We start from the raw sequence: 20,472 nt of genomic DNA, 5'->3' as shown, positions 1-20,472 counted from the left end.
CCGGGGTACGGGCAGCAGCCCGGGTACGGGCAGCAGCCCGGCTACCAGCAGCAGCCGTTCCCGCAGTACTCCCAGCAGCCGATCCCGACGGGTCCGGACGGCACTCCGCCGCTCTGGGCCCCCTGGTACGGCATCGGGTTCCTCGACGCGTTCACGCGCTTCTTCAAGAAGTACGCGCGCTTCGACGGGCGCGCCAGCCGGAGCGAGTTCTGGTACTGGATCCTCGCCAACGCCATCGTCACCTCGGTGCTCTTCGGCGGCTTCTACGTGGCGTTGTTCGCCACGATCGCGTCGCACACCGCGTTCGACGCGTACGGCCAGCCGGTCGGCTCCACGGCCCCCGACCCGTGGGTCTTCCTGCTGCTCGCGCTCTACGTCGTCTGGGTGCTCGTCACCCTCGTGCCGAGCATCGCCCTCGGCTGGCGGCGGGTGCACGACGCGGCCCTGGCCGGCCCGTTCTGGCTCATCGCGATGTTCAGCGGCGTCGCCGCCATCGTGTTCGGGGTCCTCGAGCCCAGTCCGGCCGGCGCACAGTACGACCGGCCCGACCAGGGGTAGCACGGAACGAACCGGCCCGCACCACGTCGCGCGTGGTGCGGGCCGGTTCGTCGTGATCCGGAGCGGATCCGGGTTCAGACCACCCGGAGCCGCGAGACGGCACCGTCGACGACGAGGTCGCGCACCGTCACCGACGGGTCGGCGATCTGGAAGCGCAGCGCGCCGCCGGGCTGGTCGAACCAGGGCTGCACGAAGCGGACGTTCACCAGGAACGGGCGCTCGACGAGGTACCGGTGGGTCTCCGGGTCGGCGACGACGTGCGGCGGCAGCGACCGGCTCGGCAGCGGGGTGTCGAGCGGGTGCAGCAGGTAGCCGTCGGGGCCGCCGATGCGGTCGACCGGCACCCCAGCCGGGATCTGGATCGTCAGCCCGGCGTCGCCCGCCTGGGCGACCTGCTGCGCGAGCTGCGGGTAGGTCGTCGCAGCACGGTCGCGGAGTCCGTCGAGCTCGTACCGCGGGATGTCCCGCGGCGCGGGGAACGGCCGGTTGAGGAACCGGCGGAGCATCTCCACCGCGTCCTGCTCACCGCGCGTGCGCGCGAGCCGGCGGGCGGTGCCGTAGTCGACGACCTCGAGGGCGAACTCGTCGGGCTGCGCACCGGGGACGATGCGGAGCGCCCCCTCGACCGGCGGCTCGTGCAGGGTCTCGCCGGGGAGCTGCACGTACCGGGTCGTGTACCCGAGTCGGTCGAGGATGGGGCGGGTGTCCGCGAAGGTCATGGACCGGAGCCTATCGGTGGGGTGTCGGGCGAGCCTTGGACGACGCCGAGCGTCAGGCCTTCCCGCGCATGAGCGCCTGCTTGACCTCGGAGATCGCCTTCGTGACCTGGATGCCACGGGGGCAGGCGTCCGTGCAGTTGAAGGTCGTGCGGCAGCGCCACACGCCTTCCTTGTCGTTGAGGATGTCGAGTCGCACGTCGGCCGCGTCGTCGCGCGAGTCGAAGATGAAGCGGTGCGCGTTCACGATCGCGGCCGGACCGAAGTACTGCCCGTCGGTCCAGAACACCGGGCAGGACGACGTGCACGCCGCGCAGAGGATGCACTTCGTGGTGTCGTCGAAGCGGGCACGGTCGGCGACGGACTGCACGCGCTCCTTGCCCGGGGTGGGCGGCGTCGAGGCCTGCAGGAACGGCTGCACCTCGCGGTAGGACTTGAAGAAGGGCTCCATGTCGACGACGAGGTCCTTCTCGAGCGGCAGGCCCTTGATGGCCTCGACGTAGATCGGCTTCGAGACGTCGAGGTCCTTGATGAGGGTCTTGCATGCGAGGCGGTTGCGGCCGTTGATGCGCATCGCGTCGGAACCGCAGACGCCGTGCGCGCAGGACCGGCGGAACGTGAGGGACCCGTCCTGCTCCCACTTGATCTTGTGCAGCGCGTCGAGGATGCGGTCGGTCGGCAGCATCATGACGTCGAAGTCCTGCCAGCGCGGCTCGTCGTCGACGTCCGGGTCGAACCGTCGCACGATGAGCGTGACGGAGAAGGATCCCGGGGGCGCGTCGACCGCGTCGGTACGGGGGGCGTCGGAGACCAGGGTGTCGGTCATCTCAGTACTTCCTCTCCATCGGCTGGTACCGCGTCATGACGACGGGCTTCCAGTCGAGCGTGATGTGGTCGTCGGCGAGGGACGAGTGCGGGTCACCCGTCAGGTACGCCATCGTGTGCTGCATGTAGTTCTCGTCGTCGCGCTTCGGGTAGTCGTCGCGCATGTGCCCGCCGCGGCTCTCCTTGCGGTTGCGCGCCGAGTAGACGACGACCTCGGCCAGGTCGAGCAGGAAGCCGAGCTCGACGGCCTCGAGCAGGTCGGTGTTGAACCGCTTGCCCTTGTCCTGCACGCTCACCTGCGTGAAGCGGTTTCGGAGCGTGTGGATGGTCTCGGTGACCCGCGCGAGGGACTCGTCGGTCCGGAACACCTGCGCGTTCTTGTCCATCTCCTCCTGCAGCTCCTTGCGGAGCGCTGAGACGCGCTCGGTGCCGGTCGACGCGCGGAGCTGCTCGAGCATCGCGCGGACGCCGGCGGCCGGGTCCTCGGGCAGGGGGAGGAACTCGGCGGTCTTGACCCACTCGGCGGCGTTGTTGCCCGAGCGCTTGCCGAAGACGTTGATGTCGAGCAGGGAGTTCGTGCCGAGACGGTTCGAGCCGTGCACCGACACGCAGGCGCACTCGCCCGCGGCGTACAGCCCGGGGACGACGGTCGTGTTGTCGTACAGGACCTCGGCGTCGGTGTTCGTCGGGATGCCGCCCATCGCGTAGTGCGCGGTGGGCATGACCGGTACCGGCTCGACGACCGGGTCGACGCCGAGGTAGGTGCGGGCGAACTCGGTGATGTCCGGCAGCTTCGTCTCGAGGACCTCTGCCCCGAGGTGCGTGCAGTCGAGCAGGACGTAGTCCTTGTTCGGTCCGGCACCCCGGCCCTCGGCGACCTCCTGCACCATGCAACGGGCGACGATGTCGCGCGGGGCGAGGTCCTTGATGGTCGGGGCGTAGCGCTCCATGAAGCGCTCGCCCGACGCGTTCCGGAGGATCGCACCCTCGCCGCGCGCACCCTCGGTGAGCAGGATGCCGAGGCCCGCCAGGCCGGTCGGGTGGAACTGGAAGAACTCCATGTCCTCGAGCGGCAGGCCCGTGCGCCAGACGATCCCGACGCCGTCGCCCGTGAGCGTGTGCGCGTTCGAGGTGGTCTTGTACATCTTGCCGAAGCCGCCGGTCGCGAAGATCATCGCCTTGGCGTGGAACACGTGCAGCTCGCCGGTCGCGAGCTCGAACGCCACGACGCCAGCCGGCTGCTTCCGGGTGACGCCGTCGTCGCCGACGACGTCGACCATGATGAGGTCGAGTGCGTAGAACTCGTTGTAGAACTCGACACCGAGCTTCACGCAGTTCTGGAACAGCGTCTGCAGGATCATGTGCCCGGTGCGGTCGGCTGCGTAGCAGGCACGGCGCACGGGCGACTTGCCGTGGTCGCGCGTGTGCCCGCCGAACCGGCGCTGGTCGATCTTGCCCTCGGGCGTGCGGTTGAACGGCAGACCCATGTTCTCGAGGTCGATGACGGCGTTGATCGCCTCCTTCGCGAGGATCTCGGCGGCGTCCTGGTCGACGAGGTAGTCGCCGCCCTTGATCGTGTCGAAGGTGTGCCACTCCCACGAGTCCTCTTCGACGTTCGCCAGGGCGGCGGCCATGCCGCCCTGCGCCGCACCGGTGTGCGACCGGGTCGGGTACAGCTTCGAGATGACGGCCGTCTTCGCCTTCGGGCCGGCCTCGATCGCGGCACGCATGCCCGCGCCTCCGGCGCCGATGATGACGATGTCGAACTGGTGGTGGTGGACGGTGGTCTCGGTGGTCACAGGGGTCTTTCCGTAGACGGTGGGAAGGCGGGCGGCAGCGGCGGTGGGGCTACTGCGCCGGGCAGAAGGACGGCAGGTCGGCGGCGGCGGCGCCCGCGGGGCACGGGTCGAAGGTCCAGCACACGAGCAGGCCGAGGACGATGAGCGCGACGCACGCGACGAGGACGGCACCGAGGAGCGTCCTGCGCACGCCGGGCTTCGCCACGTAGTCGTTGATGATCGTCCGCATGCCGTTCGAGCCGTGGATGAGCGCGAGGACCAGCATGAGCGAGTCCCAGACCTTCCAGAACGGGTCGGCCCACTTGCCGGCGACGAAGGCGAAGTCGATCTGCTTGACGCCCTCGCCCGCCACCATGTTGACGAAGAGGTGGCCGAAGATCAGCACGACGAGCAGCACGCCCGAGGCGCGCATGTAGATCCAGCCCCACTTCTCCCAGTTGGTGGTGCGGCGGGCGGCGGCGGCCGAGCGCGGGGGCTCGATGGTCTGCGTGGTCATCTCAGTGCCCCTAGTTGAAGTCGGCGACGAGGTTCATGAGCTGGCGGGGCAGGAAGCCCGCGATCGTGATCGCCCAGAGGACGAGGACGATCCAGAACATGGCCCGCTGGTACTTCGGTCCCTTGGACCAGAAGTCGACGAGGATGATCCGCAGCCCGTTGTAGGCGTGGAACACGATCGCCATCACCAGGGCGGTCTCGCCGAGGTTCATGATCGGGGTCTTGTACGTGCCGATGACGGCGTTGTAGGCCTCTGGTGACAGCCGCACCAGCGCGGTGTCGAGGATGTGCACGAGCAGGAAGAAGTAGATCGCGACACCGGTGACCCGGTGCAGGACCCAGGACCACATGCCCGTCGATCCGCGGTACAGCGTGCCCTCGAGCTTCCGAGAGGCGCGTGGCGCCTCGATCGTGACCTCGGGCACGACGGTCGCGGTACCGCCGCCGGTTGGCTCAGCCATGAGCTCGTCCTTCCGTAGGACGGGCTCGCCCGATCGGCGAGCCCTTGCCGTTCGTGTTCGTGTGGAACACGCCCCATCCTATGCGCGGGCACCGACCTTCTCGTCCCGACCGGCCCGGAGGCCCCGTCCGACGGGCGGCGCGCCGATGGCGCGGGCGGTGTCGTGGTGGGCGAGGAGCTGGTCGCCGACGGCCTCCCAGGTCGTCCCCTCGACCCGCAGGCGGCCGGCCGATCCCATGCGTTCCGCCAGTGCGCGGTCGTGGTGGAGCCGCAGGACGGCCTGGCGCAGGGCCTGCGGGGCGTCCGGGTCGAAGAGCTCGCCGTCGAGACCCGGCGCCACCAGGTCGATCGGCCCGCCCGACGCGGGGGCGACCACGGGCAACCCCGACGCGTGCGCTTCCTGGAGGGTCTGGCCGAAGGTCTCCGCCGGCCCGGTGTGCACGAAGACGTCGAGCGCCGCGTAGGCGTCGGCCAGCGCGTCGCCGCGCAGGGGGCCGGTGAAGGTCACGTCGAGGTGCCGGAGCCGCCGCTCGAGGAAGGCCCGGGACGGACCGCCGCCGGCGACGACGACGCGGATGCCCGGGACGCCCCCGAGCTCGGCGAGCCGCTCGACCTCCTTCTCGGGGGCGAGCCGGCCGACGTAGCCGACGATCGTCTCGCCGGCCGGGGCGAGTCGGCGGCGGAGCGCCCGCACGTGCCCGGACGTCCGGCGCGCGGGGTGGAACAGCTCGGTGTCGACCCCGCGTCCCCAGCGCACGACCCGGGGCACGCCGTCCTCGGCGAGCATCGCGGCCGTCGCGCTCGACGGGGCGAGCGTCAGCGACGCCCCGGCGTGGATGCGACCGAGGATCCTGCGCACCAACGGGACGGTCGCGGTCAGGCCGTTGCGGCGGGCGAACCCGGCCACGTCGGTCTGGAAGACGGCGACGGAGGGGATGCCGAGCCTCCCGGCCGCCGTGATCGCGCGCCCACCCAACAGGAACGGACTCGCGGCGTGCAGGACGTCGGCGCCGGAGGCGGCGAGGATCGTGTCGAGCACCGGGTGGGGGAGCGCGACCGGGAACTGGCGGTACGCCACCGCCGGGACGCGGTGGACGTCGAAGGAGCGGTGGCGTTCGACGGCGGTCCGTGACCGGAACTGCGCGAGCCCAGGGGTGTCCGGTGCGATCACGACCGCGCGGTGACCGCGGCGTTCCAGGTGGTCGAGGACCGCCAGGACGCTGGTGGTCACGCCGTTCAGGGTGGGCAGGAAGCTCTCGGTCACGACGGCCACGGTCCGAGGGGACGTGCCGCGCTCCACGCTGCGTGCGCTCATGGTGCTGCCCATGCTCCGCGGGCGACGTGTCGGTGCGGGGCCGGGCACGTGAACGCGGGCCGCGCGCCGGGTGAACACGACGTGCCCCGGGCGGCACTCGGCCGACGTCCGGACCGCTCCCAGCATCGCCGTCGTCCGAGCGGTACGGTGAGCACGTGCCTGACGCTCTCGACGACTTCTACGCGATCATCCCCGCAGGGGGCATCGGGTCGCGCCTGTGGCCGCTGTCCCGGGCCGACGCACCCAAGTTCCTGCACGACCTGACCGGGTCCGGCACCTCGCTGCTCCGGCAGACCTGGGACCGACTCGCGCCGCTCGCCGGCGACCAGCGGATCATGGTCGTCACCGGCCGTGCCCACCGTGTCGCCGTCGAGTCGCAGCTCCCCGGCGTCGAGGACCACAACGTCGTGCTCGAGAGCGAGCCGAAGGACTCCACGGCGGCCATCGGCCTCGCCGCCGCGATCCTCGTCCGCCGCGAGCCGGACGTCGTCATCGGCTCCTTCGCCGCCGACCACGTCATCGGCGACGCCCGCGGCTTCCGCCGGTCCGTCCGCGAGGCCGTCGCGGCCGCCCGCGCCGGCTACGTCACGACCATCGGCATCACGCCGACCGAGCCCGCGATCGGCTTTGGGTACATCCACGCGCACGGCGACACCCTCGGCATCGAGGGCGCCCCCACCGCGCACGCCGTGCGGTCGTTCGTCGAGAAGCCCGACCTGGACACCGCGCGCTCGTACGTCGAGCAGGGCACGTACCTCTGGAACGCGGGCATGTTCATCGCCCGCGCCGACGTCCTGCTCGCCGAGATCGGTCGGACGAAGCCGAAGCTGCTCGCCGGCATCGAGGAGCTCGCCGCCGCGTGGGACACCTCGGCCCGCGGAGCCGTCGTCGACGCCGTCTGGCCCGCGCTCGAGAAGATCGCGATCGACTACACGGTCGCCGAGCCCGCCGCCGCGGCCGGGCGGATGGCCGTCATCCCCGGCGACTTCGACTGGGACGACGTCGGCGACTTCGCCTCGCTCGCGAAGCTGCAGTCTGGCGGCCGGGCGAACAACCTCGCCGTGCTCGGCGACGGCGCCCGCATCCTCGCCGACTCGTCGAGCGGCATCGTGGTGGCCCACAGCCAGCGGCTCATCTCGCTCATCGGCGTCGAGGACATCGTCGTCGTCGACACCCCGGACGCGCTCCTCGTCACGACGAGCGCGAACGCGCAGCGGGTCAAGGGTGTGGTGGACGCACTGAAGATCAGCGGCCGCGGCGACGTGCTGTAGCGCTCCACCGACAACGTCCGGTCCGGATCGGGGAACCGCCCCCGAAGTGGGGGTCCGGGCGTGACGCCACGTTACGGCCGCGTTTCCGGGCGGTCGCGATCCCGTAACCGATCCACCGGGGCCTCTCCGGGCGTCCTGTACCGCCCGGTCGGTCGTGTACTGTCGCCACGATCGCCCGGAACGCACGTGGTCCGGGCACGCCCCCCGGAGGAACCCACCCGTGACATCTCGTACCCGTCAGGTCCTGCTGAGCTCCCTCGCGCTCGCGGGCACCGTCGCCGTCCTCACCGGCTGTGCAGCGGCCCCGTCCGACAACGCGTCGGCGAAGAAGACCGACTTCCGTCCCTGCATGGTCTCCGACGCCGGCGGCTTCGACGACAAGTCCTTCAACCAGCTCGGCTTCGAGGGCATGGTCGACGCCGCGGACGACCTCGGCGCCACGTACAAGAAGGCCGAGTCGAAGGACGCCACCGTCTACGACTCGAACATCGAGCAGCTCGTCAGCCAGAACTGCAACCTCATCGTGACGGTCGGCTTCAACCTCGCCGACGCCACGAAGAAGCAGGCCGCTGCGAACCCCGACACCGACTTCGCGATCATCGACGACAACTCGATCGACGCGGACAACGTCAAGCCGATCACGTTCGACACGTCGCAGGCGGCGTTCCTCGCCGGCTACGCGGCGGCGTCCTACTCGAAGACCGGCGTCGTCGGCACCTTCGGCGGCATGCAGATCCCGACCGTCACCATCTTCATGGACGGCTTCGCGGACGGTGTGGAGTACTACAACGAGCAGAAGGACAAGGACGTCAAGGTCGTCGGCTGGAACGTCGACACCGGCAAGGGCTCCTTCACCGGCGGCTTCGAGGCCGGCACGCAGGCCAAGTCGGTCGCGCAGACGCTCCTCGACCAGGACGCCGACGTGATCCTGCCGGTCGGCGGTCCGATCTACCAGTCGGCCGCCGAGGCCATCAAGGACGCCGACAACGGCTCCGTCCTCATCGGTGCGGACAGCGACCTCTACGAGGCCGACCCCCGCTACAAGGACATCGCCTTCACCTCGATCGAGAAGGGCATGCGCCCCGCGACGAAGGACGTCGTCGAGCAGGCGGCGGACGGCAAGTTCTCGAACGAGCCGTACGTCGGCACGCTGAAGAACGAGGGCGTCGGCATCGCGCCGTTCCACGACTACGAGTCGAAGGTCGACAGCAGCCTGCAGGGCGAGCTCGACAAGATCAAGGCCGGCATCATCGACGGCTCGATCACGGTCAAGACCCAGTCCTGACCCAGTGGACGCGGGCGGGGGGATCCTCCCTCGCCCGCGTTGTCGTGCGCCCGCTCGGCGCACGCAGGACCGTGCACCCGGATCGTGCGCCCGCGTGGCGCACCGAGACAGAAATAGACTCCCGACATGAAGCTCGAACTCCGCGGCATCACCAAGCGGTTCGGCGCCCTGGTCGCCAACGACCACATCTCGCTCACCGTCGAGCCGGGTGAGGTCCACTGCCTGCTGGGTGAGAACGGCGCCGGCAAGTCCACCCTGATGAACGTCCTGTACGGCCTGTACGAGGCCGACGAGGGCGAGATCCTGCTCGACGACGTCGCGCAGGACTTCGACGGTCCCGGCGACGCCATGCGCGCCGGCATCGGCATGGTGCACCAGCACTTCATGCTCGTGCCCGTGTTCACGGTCGCCGAGAACGTCATGCTCGGGCAGGAGCAGACCACCTTCGGCGGTCGGCTCGACCTGGCCGGCGCCCGCCGGCGCGTGCAGGAGATCTCCGACCGCTTCGGGTTCGACGTCGACCCCGACGCGAAGGTCGAGGACCTGCCGGTCGGCGTGCAGCAGCGCGTCGAGATCATCAAGGCGCTGTCCCGCGACGCCTCCGTGCTGGTGTTTGACGAGCCGACGGCCGTCCTCACGCCGCAGGAGACCGACGAGCTGATGGGCATCATGCGGCAGCTGCGCGAGGCCGGCACCGCGATCGTCTTCATCACGCACAAGCTGCGCGAGGTGCGCGAGGTCGCCGACCGCATCACCGTCATCCGGCTCGGCAAGGTGGTCGGCGAGGCCTCGCCGACCGCGACGAACAACGAGCTCGCGGCGCTCATGGTGGGCCGTGCGGTCTCGCTCGTCGTCGACAAGGAACCCGCCACCGGTGGCGAGGACGCCCTGGTGGTGCAGGACCTCACCGTCACCGACCCGTCCGGGATCGTGCTCGTCGACGACGTGTCGTTCACCGTGCGCCGCGGCGAGGTCCTGGCCATCGCCGGCGTGCAGGGCAACGGGCAGACCGAGCTCACCGAGGCGATCATCGGCCTCCAGCCGGTGCACGCCGGACGCGTCACGCTCGACGGCAAGGAGCTCACCGGCCGCACCGTCAAGCAGGTGCTCGACGCGGGCGTCGGCTTCGTGCCGGAGGACCGCAAGGAGGACGGGCTCGTCGGCGAGTTCACCATCGCGGAGAACCTCATGCTCGACCGGGCGGACCACGCCGAGTTCGTCCGCGCCGGCACCATCCGGGCGGCCGAGCGCGACGCGTTCGCCGACGAGAAGATCGCCGAGTTCGACATCCGCACGCCGGGCCGCACCACCGCGGCCGGTCGGCTGTCCGGCGGCAACCAGCAGAAGATCGTCCTCGCCCGCGAGCTGAGCCGCGAGCTCCGGCTGTTCGTCGCCGCGCAGCCCACCCGCGGGATCGACGTCGGGTCGATCGAGTTCGTGCACAAGCGCATCGTCGCCACCCGCGACACCGGCGTCCCCGTCATCGTCGTCTCGACCGAGCTCGACGAGGTCGTCGCACTCGCCGACCGCATCGCGGTCATGTACCGCGGCGGCATCGTCGGCATCGTGCCGGCGGACACCCCCCGAGACGTCCTCGGCCTCATGATGGCCGGCGAACTCCCAGAAGGAACGGAGCTGGCAGCGTGACCACCCCCACGCCCGACGGCACGCAGCAGCCGCCCACCGACGACCGCCTGCAGGAGGTCGAGTCCACCCCGCACCTGATGACGGACTCGGCCGAGGACACCGAGCGCCGCAACGGCGCCCCCGGCACCGACCGGTGGCACGCCGCCCTGCAGAGCATCCTCAACGGCTCCGTCCTGGTGACGCTGCTCGCCGTGGTGCTCGCGCTCGTCGCGTGCGGCATCCTCATCGCGCTCACCGACGAGAACGTCCGCGCCACGGCCGGCTACTTCTTCGCCCGTCCGACGGACATGCTCCAGGCGGTCGGCACCGCGGTCGGCGGCGCGTACGCGTCGCTGTTCCAGGGTTCCGTCGTCAACTTCGGCGCGACGTCGTTCCAGCAGGCGATCGCCCCGCTCACGCGGTCGGTCGACTACGCGGTGCCGCTCGTCGCCGCCGGGCTCGGGATCGCGCTGTCGTTCCGCGCCGGCCTGTTCAACATCGGCGGCCAGGGTCAGATCCTGATGGGTGCCGCGGCCGCCGGCTGGGTCGGGTTCTCGTTCGACCTGCCCGCCGCGGTCCACATCCCGCTCACCATCCTCGCCGGCATCGTCGGCGGCGCGGTCTGGGGTGGCATCGTCGGCGTGCTCAAGGCACGCACCGGCGCGAACGAGGTGGTCGTCACGATCATGCTCAACTACGTCGCGCTCTACCTGGTGAGCTACCTGCTGCGCACGCCCGGTCTGCTGCAGGCCCCGGGGAGCGCCAACCCGATCTCGCCCACCACGAAGGACAGCGCCCTGCTGCCCGCCCTGTTCGGACCGCGCTACGGCGTCGACCTCGGCTTCGTGGTGGCGATCCTGGCGGTCGTCGTCGTCTGGTGGCTCGTCAACAAGTCGTCGCTCGGCTTCCGGTTCCGCACCATCGGCGAGAACCCCCGTGCCGCGCGCGTCGCCGGCATGAGCGTGCCGAGCCTGACCATCTGGGTCCTCGTCATCTCCGGTGCCCTCGTCGGCATCGCCGGGGCGTACCAGGTGCAGGGCGCCGTCACCACGGGCTTCACGTCGGGCATCGACGCCGGTATCGGCTTCGACGCGATCACGGTCGCGCTGCTCGGCCGCTCGAAGCCGTGGGGCGTGTTCTGGGCCGCGATCCTGTTCGGCATCCTGAAGAACGGCGGCTACGCCATGCAGGCCGCCAACGGCATCCCGATCGACATCGTGGGCGTCATCCAGGCCCTCATCGTCCTGTTCATCGCGGCGCCGCCGCTCGTCCGCGCGATCTTCCGGATCCCGCAGCCGGGTGCCCGCAAGCGCACGAGGACCAGCAAGAACAGCAAGAAGGCGGTCGCCGCGTGAGCACCCTCAGCCCCACCGCGACCCCCGCGTCGCCGCTGTCCGACCGTCCGGTCGAGACCACCCGCAGCTGGAAGACCCCGATCGGGTACGGCGTGTTCACGCTGCTCGCCGTCGTGTTCTTCGGGCTGCTGCACCGTCCCGGCACGACGACCTTCCGGCTCGCGAACGCCGGCGACTTCTTCGCCCTGCCGAACGTCCCGCTGCCCGCGGTCGCCACCGGGATCGTCGTCATCGTCCTGCTGGCGATCGCCACCGTCTACGCCGTCGTCGAGGTCCGCGCGTACCGGCACGTCCCGCTCTGGGTCACGTCGGTCTTCGCGATCGTCTTCGTCGTCGGGTTCCTGACGTGGGCGGCGGCCGGTGCCACGATCCCGCTGCCCGGTCTGCTCGTCGGTGCGCTCGGCCTGAGCGTCCCGCTCGTCTTCGGTGCCCTCGGCGGTGTCATCTCCGAGCGCGTCGGCGTCGTGAACATCGCGATCGAGGGCCAGTTCCTCGCCGGTGCGTTCACGTCGGCGCTCATCGCCTCGCTGACCGGTTCCGCGTGGGTCGGCCTCGTCGGCGCGCTCGTCGCCGGCGTCCTGGTGTCGTTCATCCTCGCCGCGTTCAGCATCAAGTACCTCGTCGACCAGGTCATCGTCGGTGTCGTCATCAACGCGTTCATCTCCGGCCTGACCGGCTTCCTGTACTCGCAGGTGCTCTCGCCGAACGAGGAGACCCTCAACGTCGGCGTCCGGTTCCCGCGGTTCGAGATCCCGGTCCTGCACCAGATCCCGGTCATCGGACCGGTGCTCTTCGAGCAGACCGTGGTCGTCTACCTGGCCTACGTCGCCGTCGCAGCGGTCACCTTCGCACTGTTCAAGACGCGCTGGGGCCTGCGCCTCCGCGCGGTGGGCGAGCACCCGCAGGCCGCCGACACGGTGGGCATCAACGTGACGAGCACCCGCTTCTGGAACGTCTCGCTCGCCGGTGCGATCGCGGGCCTCGGTGGTGCCTACTTCACCCTCGACGCGGTCGGACCGTTCACGAAGGACATGACGGCCGGCGCCGGGTACATCGCCCTGGCGGCCGTGATCTTCGGCCGGTGGGACCCGATCAAGGCGACGCTCGCGGCGCTGCTGTTCGGCTTCGCGTCGAACCTGCAGAACACCCTCGGCGCCATCGACTCGCCCGTCCCGAGCGAGTTCCTGCTCATGCTGCCCTACGTCGTCACGATCTTCGCGGTGGCCGGCCTGGTCGGTCAGTCCCGTGGTCCGGCGGCGTCCGGCAAGCCCTACATCAAGAGCTGACGGCCAGGAGGCACGGCACATGACCGACACGCACGCTGCGGACGACGACACGGTCGCGTCCACCGACGCGACCGCCTGGACGGACCCGGCCACGGCCCTGGGCGCGACCGGCGGCCGGGCCGCCGCCGACGGGGCGGACGCAACCCCGGGCCTCCCGACCGACGACGTGGACTGGGGCGCCCTGCGGGACGCCGCCACGACCGCGATGCGGCGCGCCTACGCGCCGTACTCGTCGTTCCCGGTGGGTGCCGCGGCGCTCACCGACGACGGCCGGATCGTCTCCGGGTGCAACATCGAGAACGCGAGCTACGGGGTGACGCTCTGCGCGGAGTGCTCGCTCGTGTCGCAGCTGCACATGACCGGCGGCGGCAAGCTCGTCGCCTTCACGTGCGTCGACGGCGACGGGGCGACCCTGATGCCGTGCGGCCGCTGCCGGCAGCTGCTGTTCGAGCACTCGACCGAGGGGATGCTCCTCGAGACGGTCTCCGGCATCCGCACCATCGACGAGGTCCTGCCCGACGCGTTCGGGCCGCGCACCCTCGCCACCTACCAGCAGGAGCACTGACATGGCCGTCGAGCCGTTCGACACCGTCGACCTCATCCGCACGAAGCGCTCCGGCGGCGCCCTGGGCACCGCCGAGGTGGACTGGCTCGTCGACGCGTACACCCGCGGCTACGTCGAGGACCCGCAGATGGCCGCGATGGCGATGGCGATCTTCCTGAACGGGATGGAGCGTCGGGAGATCAAGGACCTCACGCTCGCGATGATCGCGTCGGGGGAGCGGATGTCGTTCGGCTCGCTCGGCAAGACGACGGTCGACAAGCACTCCACCGGCGGCGTCGGCGACAAGATCACCCTGCCGCTCGCGCCCCTCGTGGCGTCGTTCGGGGTCGCGGTGCCGCAGCTGTCCGGCCGTGGGCTCGGGCACACCGGCGGGACGCTCGACAAGCTCGAGTCGATCCCGGGGTGGCAGGCGTCGATCTCGAACGACCGCATGCTGCAGGTGCTGCAGGACGTCGGCGCGGTCATCTGCGCCGCCGGTACCGGCCTGGCACCCGCCGACAAGAAGCTCTACGCACTCCGCGACACCACCGGCACGGTCGAGTGCATCCCGCTCATCGCGTCGAGCATCATGTCGAAGAAGATCGCCGAGGGCACCGGTGCGCTCGTGCTCGACGTCAAGTTCGGGTCCGGGGCGTTCATGCCGACCTACGAGGCGTCACGGGAGCTCGCGCAGACCATGGTCGACCTCGGCAACGACGCCGGGGTCGCGACCTCGGCGCTGCTGACCGACATGGAGGTCCCGCTCGGGCTGACGATCGGCAACGCGCTCGAGGTGCGGGAGTCGGTGGAGGTACTGGCAGGCGGCGGCCCGGCCGACGTCGTCGAGCTCACCGTGGCGCTCGCGACCGAGATGCTCACGCTGGCCGGACTGCCGGACGCCGACCCGGCGGCCGCACTGGCCGACGGTCGCGCGATGGACACCTGGCGTCGCATGATCGAGGCGCAGGGCGGCGACGCGTCGGCCACGCTGCCGGTCGCACGGGAGCAGCACGTCGTCACCGCGCCGTCGTCCGGGGTGCTCGCGTCGCAGCAGGCCCTGCCGTTCGGGATCGCAGCCTGGCGCCTCGGTGCCGGCCGCGCCCGCGCGCAGGACCCGGTCCAGGCCGGCGCCGGCATCGAGCTGCACGTCAAGCCGGGTGACACCGTGACCGAGGGGCAGCCGCTCTGGACGCTGCACACCGACGAGCCCGCCCGGTTCGACCGAGCGCTCGAGTCGCTCGAGGGCGCGTGGTCGATCGGTGCCGCCGCGCCGGAGCGCGGGCCGATCGTGCGGGAGCGGATCGCGGGCTGACCGTCCCTCGTGCACAGGTGCCTGCGCGGGGTCGGTGACCACCGGTAGCCTGGGCGCATGAGCGCCGACGCCACGACCTACCGCCTGCCCGACGCCGGGGCGGTCATCAACGACCTGCCGAAGGTCTCGCTGCACGACCACCTCGACGGTGGCCTGCGACCGGCGACCATCGTCGAGCTGGCCGGTGCCGCGGGCGTGACGCTGCCGACCACCGACCCGGCCGAGCTCGGGCAGTGGTTCGCCGACCAGTCCAACTCCGGCTCGCTCGTCGAGTACCTGAAGACCTTCGACGTCACCACCTCGGTCATGCAGACGGCGCCGCAGCTGCACCGCGTCGCGAAGGAGTTCGTCGAGGACCTCGTCGCCGACGGCGTCGTCTACGGCGAGGTCCGGTGGGCGCCCGAGCAGCACCTGCAGGGCGGTCTGACCCTCGACGAGACGGTCGAGGCGGTCCAGGCCGGCATCGAGGAAGCGGTCGACGCCGCCGGTGGGCGCATCCGCGTCGGCCAGCTCGTCACCGCGATGCGCCACGCCGACCGGGCGCTCGAGATCGCCGAGCTCGCCCTCCGCCACCGCGACCACGGGGTCGTCGGCTTCGACATCGCCGGCGCCGAGGCCGGGTTCCCCGCCTCGAACCACCGAGCGGCCTTCGACCACCTGGCCTCCGAGCTCTTCCCCGTCACCGTGCACGCGGGCGAGGCCGACGGGCTCGCGTCGATCCGCTCCGCGCTCGTCGACGGTCGCGCGCTCCGCCTCGGGCACGGCGTCCGCATCTTCGAGGACGTCACCCTGTCCGACGCGGGCGACGGCTCGACGCTGGCCTCGCTGGGCGAGGTCGCCTCGTGGGTCCGCGACCGCGAGATCCCGCTCGAGGTCTCGCCGTCCTCCAACCTGCAGACCGGGGCGATCGCCGCGTGGGGCGACGACCTCGCCGACCACCCCTTCGACGTGCTGTACCAGCTCGGCTTCCGGGTCACGGTGAACACCGACAACCGCCTGATGAGCGGGACGTCGCTGTCGAAGGAACTCGCGCTGCTCGCCGGCACGTTCGGCTACGACCTCGACGACCTGGCTGCGTTCCAGATCAACGCCGCGCTGGGCTCGTTCCTGCCCCTCGAGGACCGCGAGGACATCATCGCCACCATCACGGCCGGGTACTCGGAGGCGTAGCCGGATGGGACTGCCACCGCTGCCGGACGCCGCCGTCGTGCTCGGTGCGACCGCGCCCACCTGGCGGGACGCTCTCCGTCTCGCCGGTGGGGCGCTCGTCGCGACGGGGACGACGACCGACGACTACACCGACGCCATGATCGGCATGGTCGAGGAGCACGGTCCGTACATCGTGATCTCGCCGGGGCTCGCGTTCGCCCACGCCCGGCCGGGTGGCGCCGTGGTGCGGGACGGACTCGCGGTCGTGACGCTCGCGACGCCGGTGGCCTTCGGCCACCCGCACAACGACCCCGTGCGCGTCGTGCTCGGCCTGGCCGTCGCCGAGGTCGGCACCCACCTCGAGTCCATCGGCGAGATCGCCAACCTGTTCAACGACGCGACCGTCACCGGGCGGATCGCGGCGGCGACCACGGCGGACGAGGTCCGCGCGATCATGGGGGTGTCCGCGTGAAGATCGTGACCATCTGCGGCGCGGGCATCGGCTCGAGCGGCATCCTCAAGGTGAACGCCGAGAAGGCCCTCACCGCGCTCGGCCTGCAGGCCGAGGTCGTCGCTGCCGACGTCGCCTCGGTGCGCGACGCCTCGGCGGACGCCAACGTGATCCTGACGAGCCAGGAGTTCGTCGAGGCGATCGGGGACACCTACGCCGAGGTGATCGTGATCCGGAACCACTTCGACCAGGGCGAGATCACCGCGGCGGTGGACCGGGCGCTCGGCGAGCACTGAGGCATGTGCGGCGGCGTGTGCGGCGGCCGCCTCCGGAGCGGTCGTCCGCCTCTAGAGTTGGGGGCATGAGCACCGAGAACCCGCTGAACGACCCCGCTGCCGACCCGTTCGAGGTCGCGCGGGCCGCCGCCGCCGTCATCGCCGAACAGTCCGGCATCGAGCGGCACGACATCGCCCTGACCCTCGGGTCGGGCTGGGGCAAGGCCGCCGACATCATCGGCGAGACCGTCTCCGAGATCCCGGCGGACCAGGTCCCCGGGTTCAGCGCCTCGGCGGTGCCCGGGCACTCCGGCACCATCCGGTCGATCCGCCTCGCGGACGGCCGGCACGCGCTCGTCATCGGTGCCCGCACGCACTACTACGAGGGCCACGGGGTCCGCCGGGTCGTGCACAGCGTCCGCACCGCTGCGGCGACCGGGGCCTCGGTCATGGTGCTGACGAACGGTGCCGGCGGCATCAAGGAGCACTGGACGCCCGGCACGCCCGTGCTCATCAGCGACCACATCAACCTCACCGCGGACAGCCCGCTCGAGGGGGCGACCTTCATCGACCTCACCGACCTGTACTCGTCGCGGCTGCGCGCGATCGCCCGCGGCGTGGACCCCTCGCTGGACGAGGGCGTCTACACGCAGTTCCGCGGCCCGCACTACGAGACCCCGGCCGAGGTGCAGATGGCGAAGACCATCGGCGGGCACATCGTCGGCATGTCGACGGCGCTCGAGGCCATCGCCGCGCGGCAGGCCGGCATGGAGGTCCTCGGGTTCTCGCTCATCACGAACCTCGCCGCCGGCATCCAGACGACGCCGCTGTCCCACACCGAGGTGCTCGAGGCCGGCAAGCAGGCCGAGCCGGTGATCGCGGACCTCCTCGCCCGCGTGGTGGCCGCCCTGTGAGCGTCCTCGACGCCGCTCGCGCCTGGCTGCAGCAGGACCCCGACGACGAGACCCGCGACGAGCTGCAGCGGGTCGTCGACGCCGGCGACACCGACGAGCTCGAGGCCCGTTTCGCCGGGCGCCTGGCGTTCGGCACGGCCGGGCTCCGGGCCGAGCTCGGGTACGGGCCGCTGCGGATGAACCGGGTCGTCGTGACCCAGGCGGCGGCCGGGCTGGCGCGGTTCCTCATCGACAGCGGACGCTCGCGCAGCGTCGTGATCGGCTACGACGGCCGGGTCAACTCGGACGTGTTCGCGCGCGACTCCGCCGCGGTGATGCGCGGCCTCGGGCTCGAGGTCATGCTGCTGCCCTCGGCCCTGCCCACCCCGGTGGTCGCGTTCGCCGTGCGGCACCTCGACGTCGGCGCCGGCGTGATGGTCACCGCGAGCCACAACCCGCCGCGGGACAACGGCTACAAGGTGTACCTCGGACAGGACGACGAGGGCTCCCAGATCGTGCCGCCCGTCGACGGCGAGATCGCGGCGGCCATCGACGCCGTCGCGGCCGGGTCGATCACGGACCTGCCGCGGGCGACGGACTACACGGTCGCCGACGCCGCCCTGGTGGACGCCTACGTCGCCGCGACGGCCGCCACGGTGCCGACCCCGGCGCTCGACCCGCAGGACCAGCCCACGGTCGTCTACACGGCGATGCACGGCGTCGGGTGGCAGACCGCCCGCGCGGTGTTCACCGCGGCCGGGTTCGCCGAGCCGGCGGTCGTGCCGGAGCAGATCGAGCCGGACGGCGCGTTCCCCACGGTCTCGTTCCCGAACCCCGAGGAGCCCGGCGCGATGGACCTGGCGATCGCCCGCGGTCTCGCGGTCGGCGCCGACCTCGTGATCGCGAACGACCCCGACGCCGACCGGCTGGCGCTGGCGGTCCCCGCCGTCGCCGACTCCGGCGCTCCGACGTTCCGTCGGCTCTCCGGCAACGAGGTCGGCTGGCTGCTCGGCTGGCGTACCGCCGCCCGCGCGTCCGACGCCGGGGTCCGTGGCACGCTCGCGGCCTCGATCGTCTCCTCGCCCGCCCTCGCTCGCGTCGCCGCGCGCCACGGCCTGGAGTACCGCGACACCCTGACCGGCTTCAAGTGGGTCTCGCGGGTGCCGGAGCTGCTGTTCGGGTACGAGGAAGCCCTCGGCTACCTGGTCGACCCGGAGGTCGTCCGCGACAAGGACGGCATCTCGGCGGCGCTCGCGCTGCTGTCGCTGGCGTCGGAGCTCGCGGCGGCCGGTTCGACGATCGCCGGCCAGCTCGACGCGTTCGCCGCCGAGTTCGGGGCCTTCGCCTCCGGGCAGGTCGCGACCCGCGTGGACGACCTGTCGCGCATCGGCGAGGTCATGGCGTCGCTGCGGGCCACCCCGCCGACGACGCTCGGCGGCCTCGACGTGCTCGGCGTCACGGACTACGTCGACGGCGCCGACGGCTTCCCGCCGTCGGACATCCTGCGCTACGACCTGACCGGTGACGCGCGGGTCATCGTCCGCCCGAGCGGCACCGAGCCGAAGGTCAAGGTCTACATCGACACCGTGGCCGACACCCCCGCCGAGGCCGCGCGCCTCGTCGACGCCCTCGCCGAGGCGGTGCGCCCGCTCGTGTCGTAGGGGCGGCGGCGGCGCCGGGCGGTGCCGTTGCGCTTCACACAACCAAAGTGACCTCGAACCGCACGAACACGCGGTTTGCGGTCACTTTGGTTGTGCGCGGCCGCACGGCCGGTAGCCGTCCACAAGTGGGCATCCAATGCACTGTGTCCACAGGTGAGTGGTCGAGCCGAGGACATCGTCGGTGGGCCGGGCACCGTACCGGCATGACACGACTCATGATCATCCGTGGCGGTTCCGCGGACCCGACCGGCAGAACCGGTCGTGACCACCGTCGTGGGGTCGACGCGGGACGACTGGTCCGGCTCACGCCCGGGCGCTTCGTCGACGCCGCCGACTGGCGTCGCGCGACTCCCGGCGAGCGACACATCGCTCGCATCAAGCCGTCCATGACCGCTTGGACGGGCGGCTCGTGGTGTCGCACGCCTCGGCCGCGGCGCTGCACGGGTTACCGTGGCGCGGTGAGTTCCCGGACGTCGTCGAGGTCATCGACCCGCGACGCACGACCTCGCAGGCGCTCACGCACGTCCGCAAGCGTCCGGGCAGGGGCAGGACGCTGCTCACCCAGGTGATGGTCGCGAACGGGCGGGCCCTCACCGATCTGCTCACCACCGTCGTCGACGTGGCGATCTCCTACGAGCTCCGCATCTCGGTGCCCGCCCTCGACGTGGCGCTGCGGTGCGGCGTCACCCCGCGGGCCTTCCGGCTCGAGTTGGCGAGCCGCGAGGCCGTCCACGGCAAGCATCGGGCCCAGGTGGCGATCGAGCTCGCGGACGCAGCCAGCGGATCGCCGGGCGAATCGGTGGCGAGGGTCGCGCTCGACGAGGTCGGCGCCCCTCGGCCGGTCCTGCAGCAGGAGTTCCGCGACGCGGCGGGGTTCATCGGTCGGGTCGACTTCTGGTTCCCCGAGCACGGTGTGGTCCTCGAGTTCGACGGTCGGAGCAAGTACACCGACCCGGCCCTCCGCCCGGCGGGAACGTCCTCGGCCGACGTCGTCGTCGCGGAGAAGCGTCGCGAGGACCGACTTCGTCGGCACCCTGACGTCCGTTCCGTCGGCCGGTCCGGCTGGGACGAGGCGAACGACGCCGAGGCATTGCGCGGAGTCCTGCTCGCCGCAGGCCTGCCGACGACGACTCGGACGTTCCACAGACTCCGATGACGCCGGTCGGCGGAGCACGGCGCACAACCAAAGTCACCCC

At 71.3% G+C, this 20,472-nt stretch carries 20 protein-coding genes; 14 read left to right on the top strand and 6 right to left on the bottom strand.

The genetic code is table 11. The annotated features are described in order from the left end of the window. On the top strand, positions 1-558 hold a 558-nt coding region (locus BIU97_RS13880), incomplete at its 5' end, for a DUF805 domain-containing protein (RefSeq protein WP_254782999.1). A 74-nt stretch (positions 559-632) separates the two neighbouring features. Here BIU97_RS13880 and BIU97_RS13875 read toward each other — a convergent pair. The 6 genes from BIU97_RS13875 to BIU97_RS13850 all read right to left on the bottom strand — a co-directional run bounded on the left by BIU97_RS13875 (position 633) and on the right by BIU97_RS13850 (position 6,168). Further along, positions 633-1,277, bottom strand: coding sequence for a TNT domain-containing protein (locus BIU97_RS13875; RefSeq protein WP_071261435.1), 645 nt, complete (start codon positions 1,275-1,277; stop codon positions 633-635). Between the two features lie 52 nt (positions 1,278-1,329). Then, positions 1,330-2,100 (bottom strand): succinate dehydrogenase iron-sulfur subunit, encoded by a 771-nt coding sequence (locus tag BIU97_RS13870; protein WP_071261437.1) that lies wholly within the window; start codon positions 2,098-2,100, stop codon positions 1,330-1,332. Between the two features lies 1 nt (position 2,101). Continuing rightward, the gene (gene sdhA, locus BIU97_RS13865; RefSeq protein WP_071261440.1) at positions 2,102-3,898 is read right to left on the bottom strand and encodes a succinate dehydrogenase flavoprotein subunit; all 1,797 of its coding nucleotides are present in this window, start codon (positions 3,896-3,898) and stop codon (positions 2,102-2,104) included. Between the two features lie 49 nt (positions 3,899-3,947). Beyond that, positions 3,948-4,394, bottom strand: a complete 447-nt coding sequence (sdhD, locus tag BIU97_RS13860) for a succinate dehydrogenase, hydrophobic membrane anchor protein (RefSeq protein ID WP_071261442.1) — start codon at positions 4,392-4,394, stop codon at positions 3,948-3,950. A 10-nt stretch (positions 4,395-4,404) separates the two neighbouring features. Beyond that, the gene (gene sdhC / locus BIU97_RS13855) at positions 4,405-4,854 is read right to left on the bottom strand and encodes a succinate dehydrogenase, cytochrome b556 subunit (protein ID WP_083404849.1); all 450 of its coding nucleotides are present in this window, start codon (positions 4,852-4,854) and stop codon (positions 4,405-4,407) included. A gap of 78 nt (positions 4,855-4,932) precedes the next feature. Then, a complete protein-coding gene (locus BIU97_RS13850) occupies positions 4,933-6,168 on the bottom strand; it encodes a glycosyltransferase family 4 protein (protein WP_254782998.1) in 1,236 nt (411 codons plus the stop codon). 155 nt (positions 6,169-6,323) lie between these two features. Between BIU97_RS13850 and BIU97_RS13845 the strand changes: the two genes are divergently transcribed. The 13 genes from BIU97_RS13845 to BIU97_RS13785 all read left to right on the top strand — a co-directional run bounded on the left by BIU97_RS13845 (position 6,324) and on the right by BIU97_RS13785 (position 20,432). Further along, on the top strand, positions 6,324-7,439 hold the full coding sequence (locus BIU97_RS13845; protein WP_071261452.1) for a mannose-1-phosphate guanylyltransferase: 1,116 nt from the start codon (positions 6,324-6,326) through the stop codon (positions 7,437-7,439). 220 nt (positions 7,440-7,659) lie between these two features. Then, positions 7,660-8,724 (top strand): BMP family lipoprotein, encoded by a 1,065-nt coding sequence (locus BIU97_RS13840; RefSeq protein ID WP_071261465.1) that lies wholly within the window; start codon positions 7,660-7,662, stop codon positions 8,722-8,724. 126 nt (positions 8,725-8,850) lie between these two features. Beyond that, positions 8,851-10,371 (top strand): ABC transporter ATP-binding protein, encoded by a 1,521-nt coding sequence (locus tag BIU97_RS13835; protein ID WP_071261468.1) that lies wholly within the window; start codon positions 8,851-8,853, stop codon positions 10,369-10,371. Then, positions 10,368-11,705 carry an ABC transporter permease gene (locus BIU97_RS13830; protein ID WP_441294398.1) on the top strand — a complete coding sequence of 446 codons (1,338 nt, stop codon included), beginning with the start codon at positions 10,368-10,370 and terminating at the stop codon, positions 11,703-11,705. The genes BIU97_RS13835 and BIU97_RS13830 overlap by 4 nt, the downstream gene beginning before the upstream one ends. Further along, positions 11,702-12,991: an ABC transporter permease gene (locus BIU97_RS13825; protein WP_175472229.1), complete on the top strand. Its 1,290-nt coding sequence runs from the start codon at positions 11,702-11,704 to the stop codon at positions 12,989-12,991. The genes BIU97_RS13830 and BIU97_RS13825 overlap by 4 nt, the downstream gene beginning before the upstream one ends. A 166-nt stretch (positions 12,992-13,157) precedes the next feature. Further along, positions 13,158-13,556, top strand: coding sequence for a cytidine deaminase (locus BIU97_RS13820; RefSeq protein ID WP_083404877.1), 399 nt, complete (start codon positions 13,158-13,160; stop codon positions 13,554-13,556). A 1-nt stretch (position 13,557) separates the two neighbouring features. Next, positions 13,558-14,847, top strand: coding sequence for a thymidine phosphorylase (locus BIU97_RS13815; RefSeq protein ID WP_071261471.1), 1,290 nt, complete (start codon positions 13,558-13,560; stop codon positions 14,845-14,847). Positions 14,848-14,904: 57 nt separating this feature from the next. Next, entirely contained in the window at positions 14,905-16,017 is a 1,113-nt protein-coding gene (locus BIU97_RS13810; RefSeq protein WP_071261473.1) for an adenosine deaminase, read from the top strand. A 4-nt stretch (positions 16,018-16,021) separates the two neighbouring features. Continuing rightward, positions 16,022-16,468 carry a PTS sugar transporter subunit IIA gene (locus BIU97_RS13805; protein ID WP_071261476.1) on the top strand — a complete coding sequence of 149 codons (447 nt, stop codon included), beginning with the start codon at positions 16,022-16,024 and terminating at the stop codon, positions 16,466-16,468. Next, positions 16,465-16,743, top strand: coding sequence for a PTS sugar transporter subunit IIB (locus tag BIU97_RS13800; RefSeq protein WP_071261480.1), 279 nt, complete (start codon positions 16,465-16,467; stop codon positions 16,741-16,743). Before BIU97_RS13805 ends, BIU97_RS13800 begins: the two co-directional genes overlap by 4 nt. Positions 16,744-16,808: 65 nt before the next feature. Then, positions 16,809-17,636 (top strand): purine-nucleoside phosphorylase, encoded by an 828-nt coding sequence (locus BIU97_RS13795; protein WP_071261483.1) that lies wholly within the window; start codon positions 16,809-16,811, stop codon positions 17,634-17,636. After that, the gene (locus BIU97_RS13790) at positions 17,633-19,276 is read left to right on the top strand and encodes a phospho-sugar mutase (RefSeq protein WP_071261485.1); all 1,644 of its coding nucleotides are present in this window, start codon (positions 17,633-17,635) and stop codon (positions 19,274-19,276) included. The genes BIU97_RS13795 and BIU97_RS13790 overlap by 4 nt, the downstream gene beginning before the upstream one ends. 394 nt (positions 19,277-19,670) lie before the next feature. Next, on the top strand, positions 19,671-20,432 hold the full coding sequence (locus tag BIU97_RS13785) for a hypothetical protein (RefSeq protein ID WP_139196048.1): 762 nt from the start codon (positions 19,671-19,673) through the stop codon (positions 20,430-20,432). Positions 20,433-20,472 lie beyond the last annotated feature (40 nt).

The sequence above is a fragment of the Curtobacterium sp. MCBA15_009 genome (assembly GCF_001864895.1).
Classification (GTDB): Bacteria; Actinomycetota; Actinomycetes; order Actinomycetales; family Microbacteriaceae; genus Curtobacterium.
Note: the sequence above shows the minus strand (reverse complement) of the source record. Positions and strands in the feature narration are given on the sequence as shown.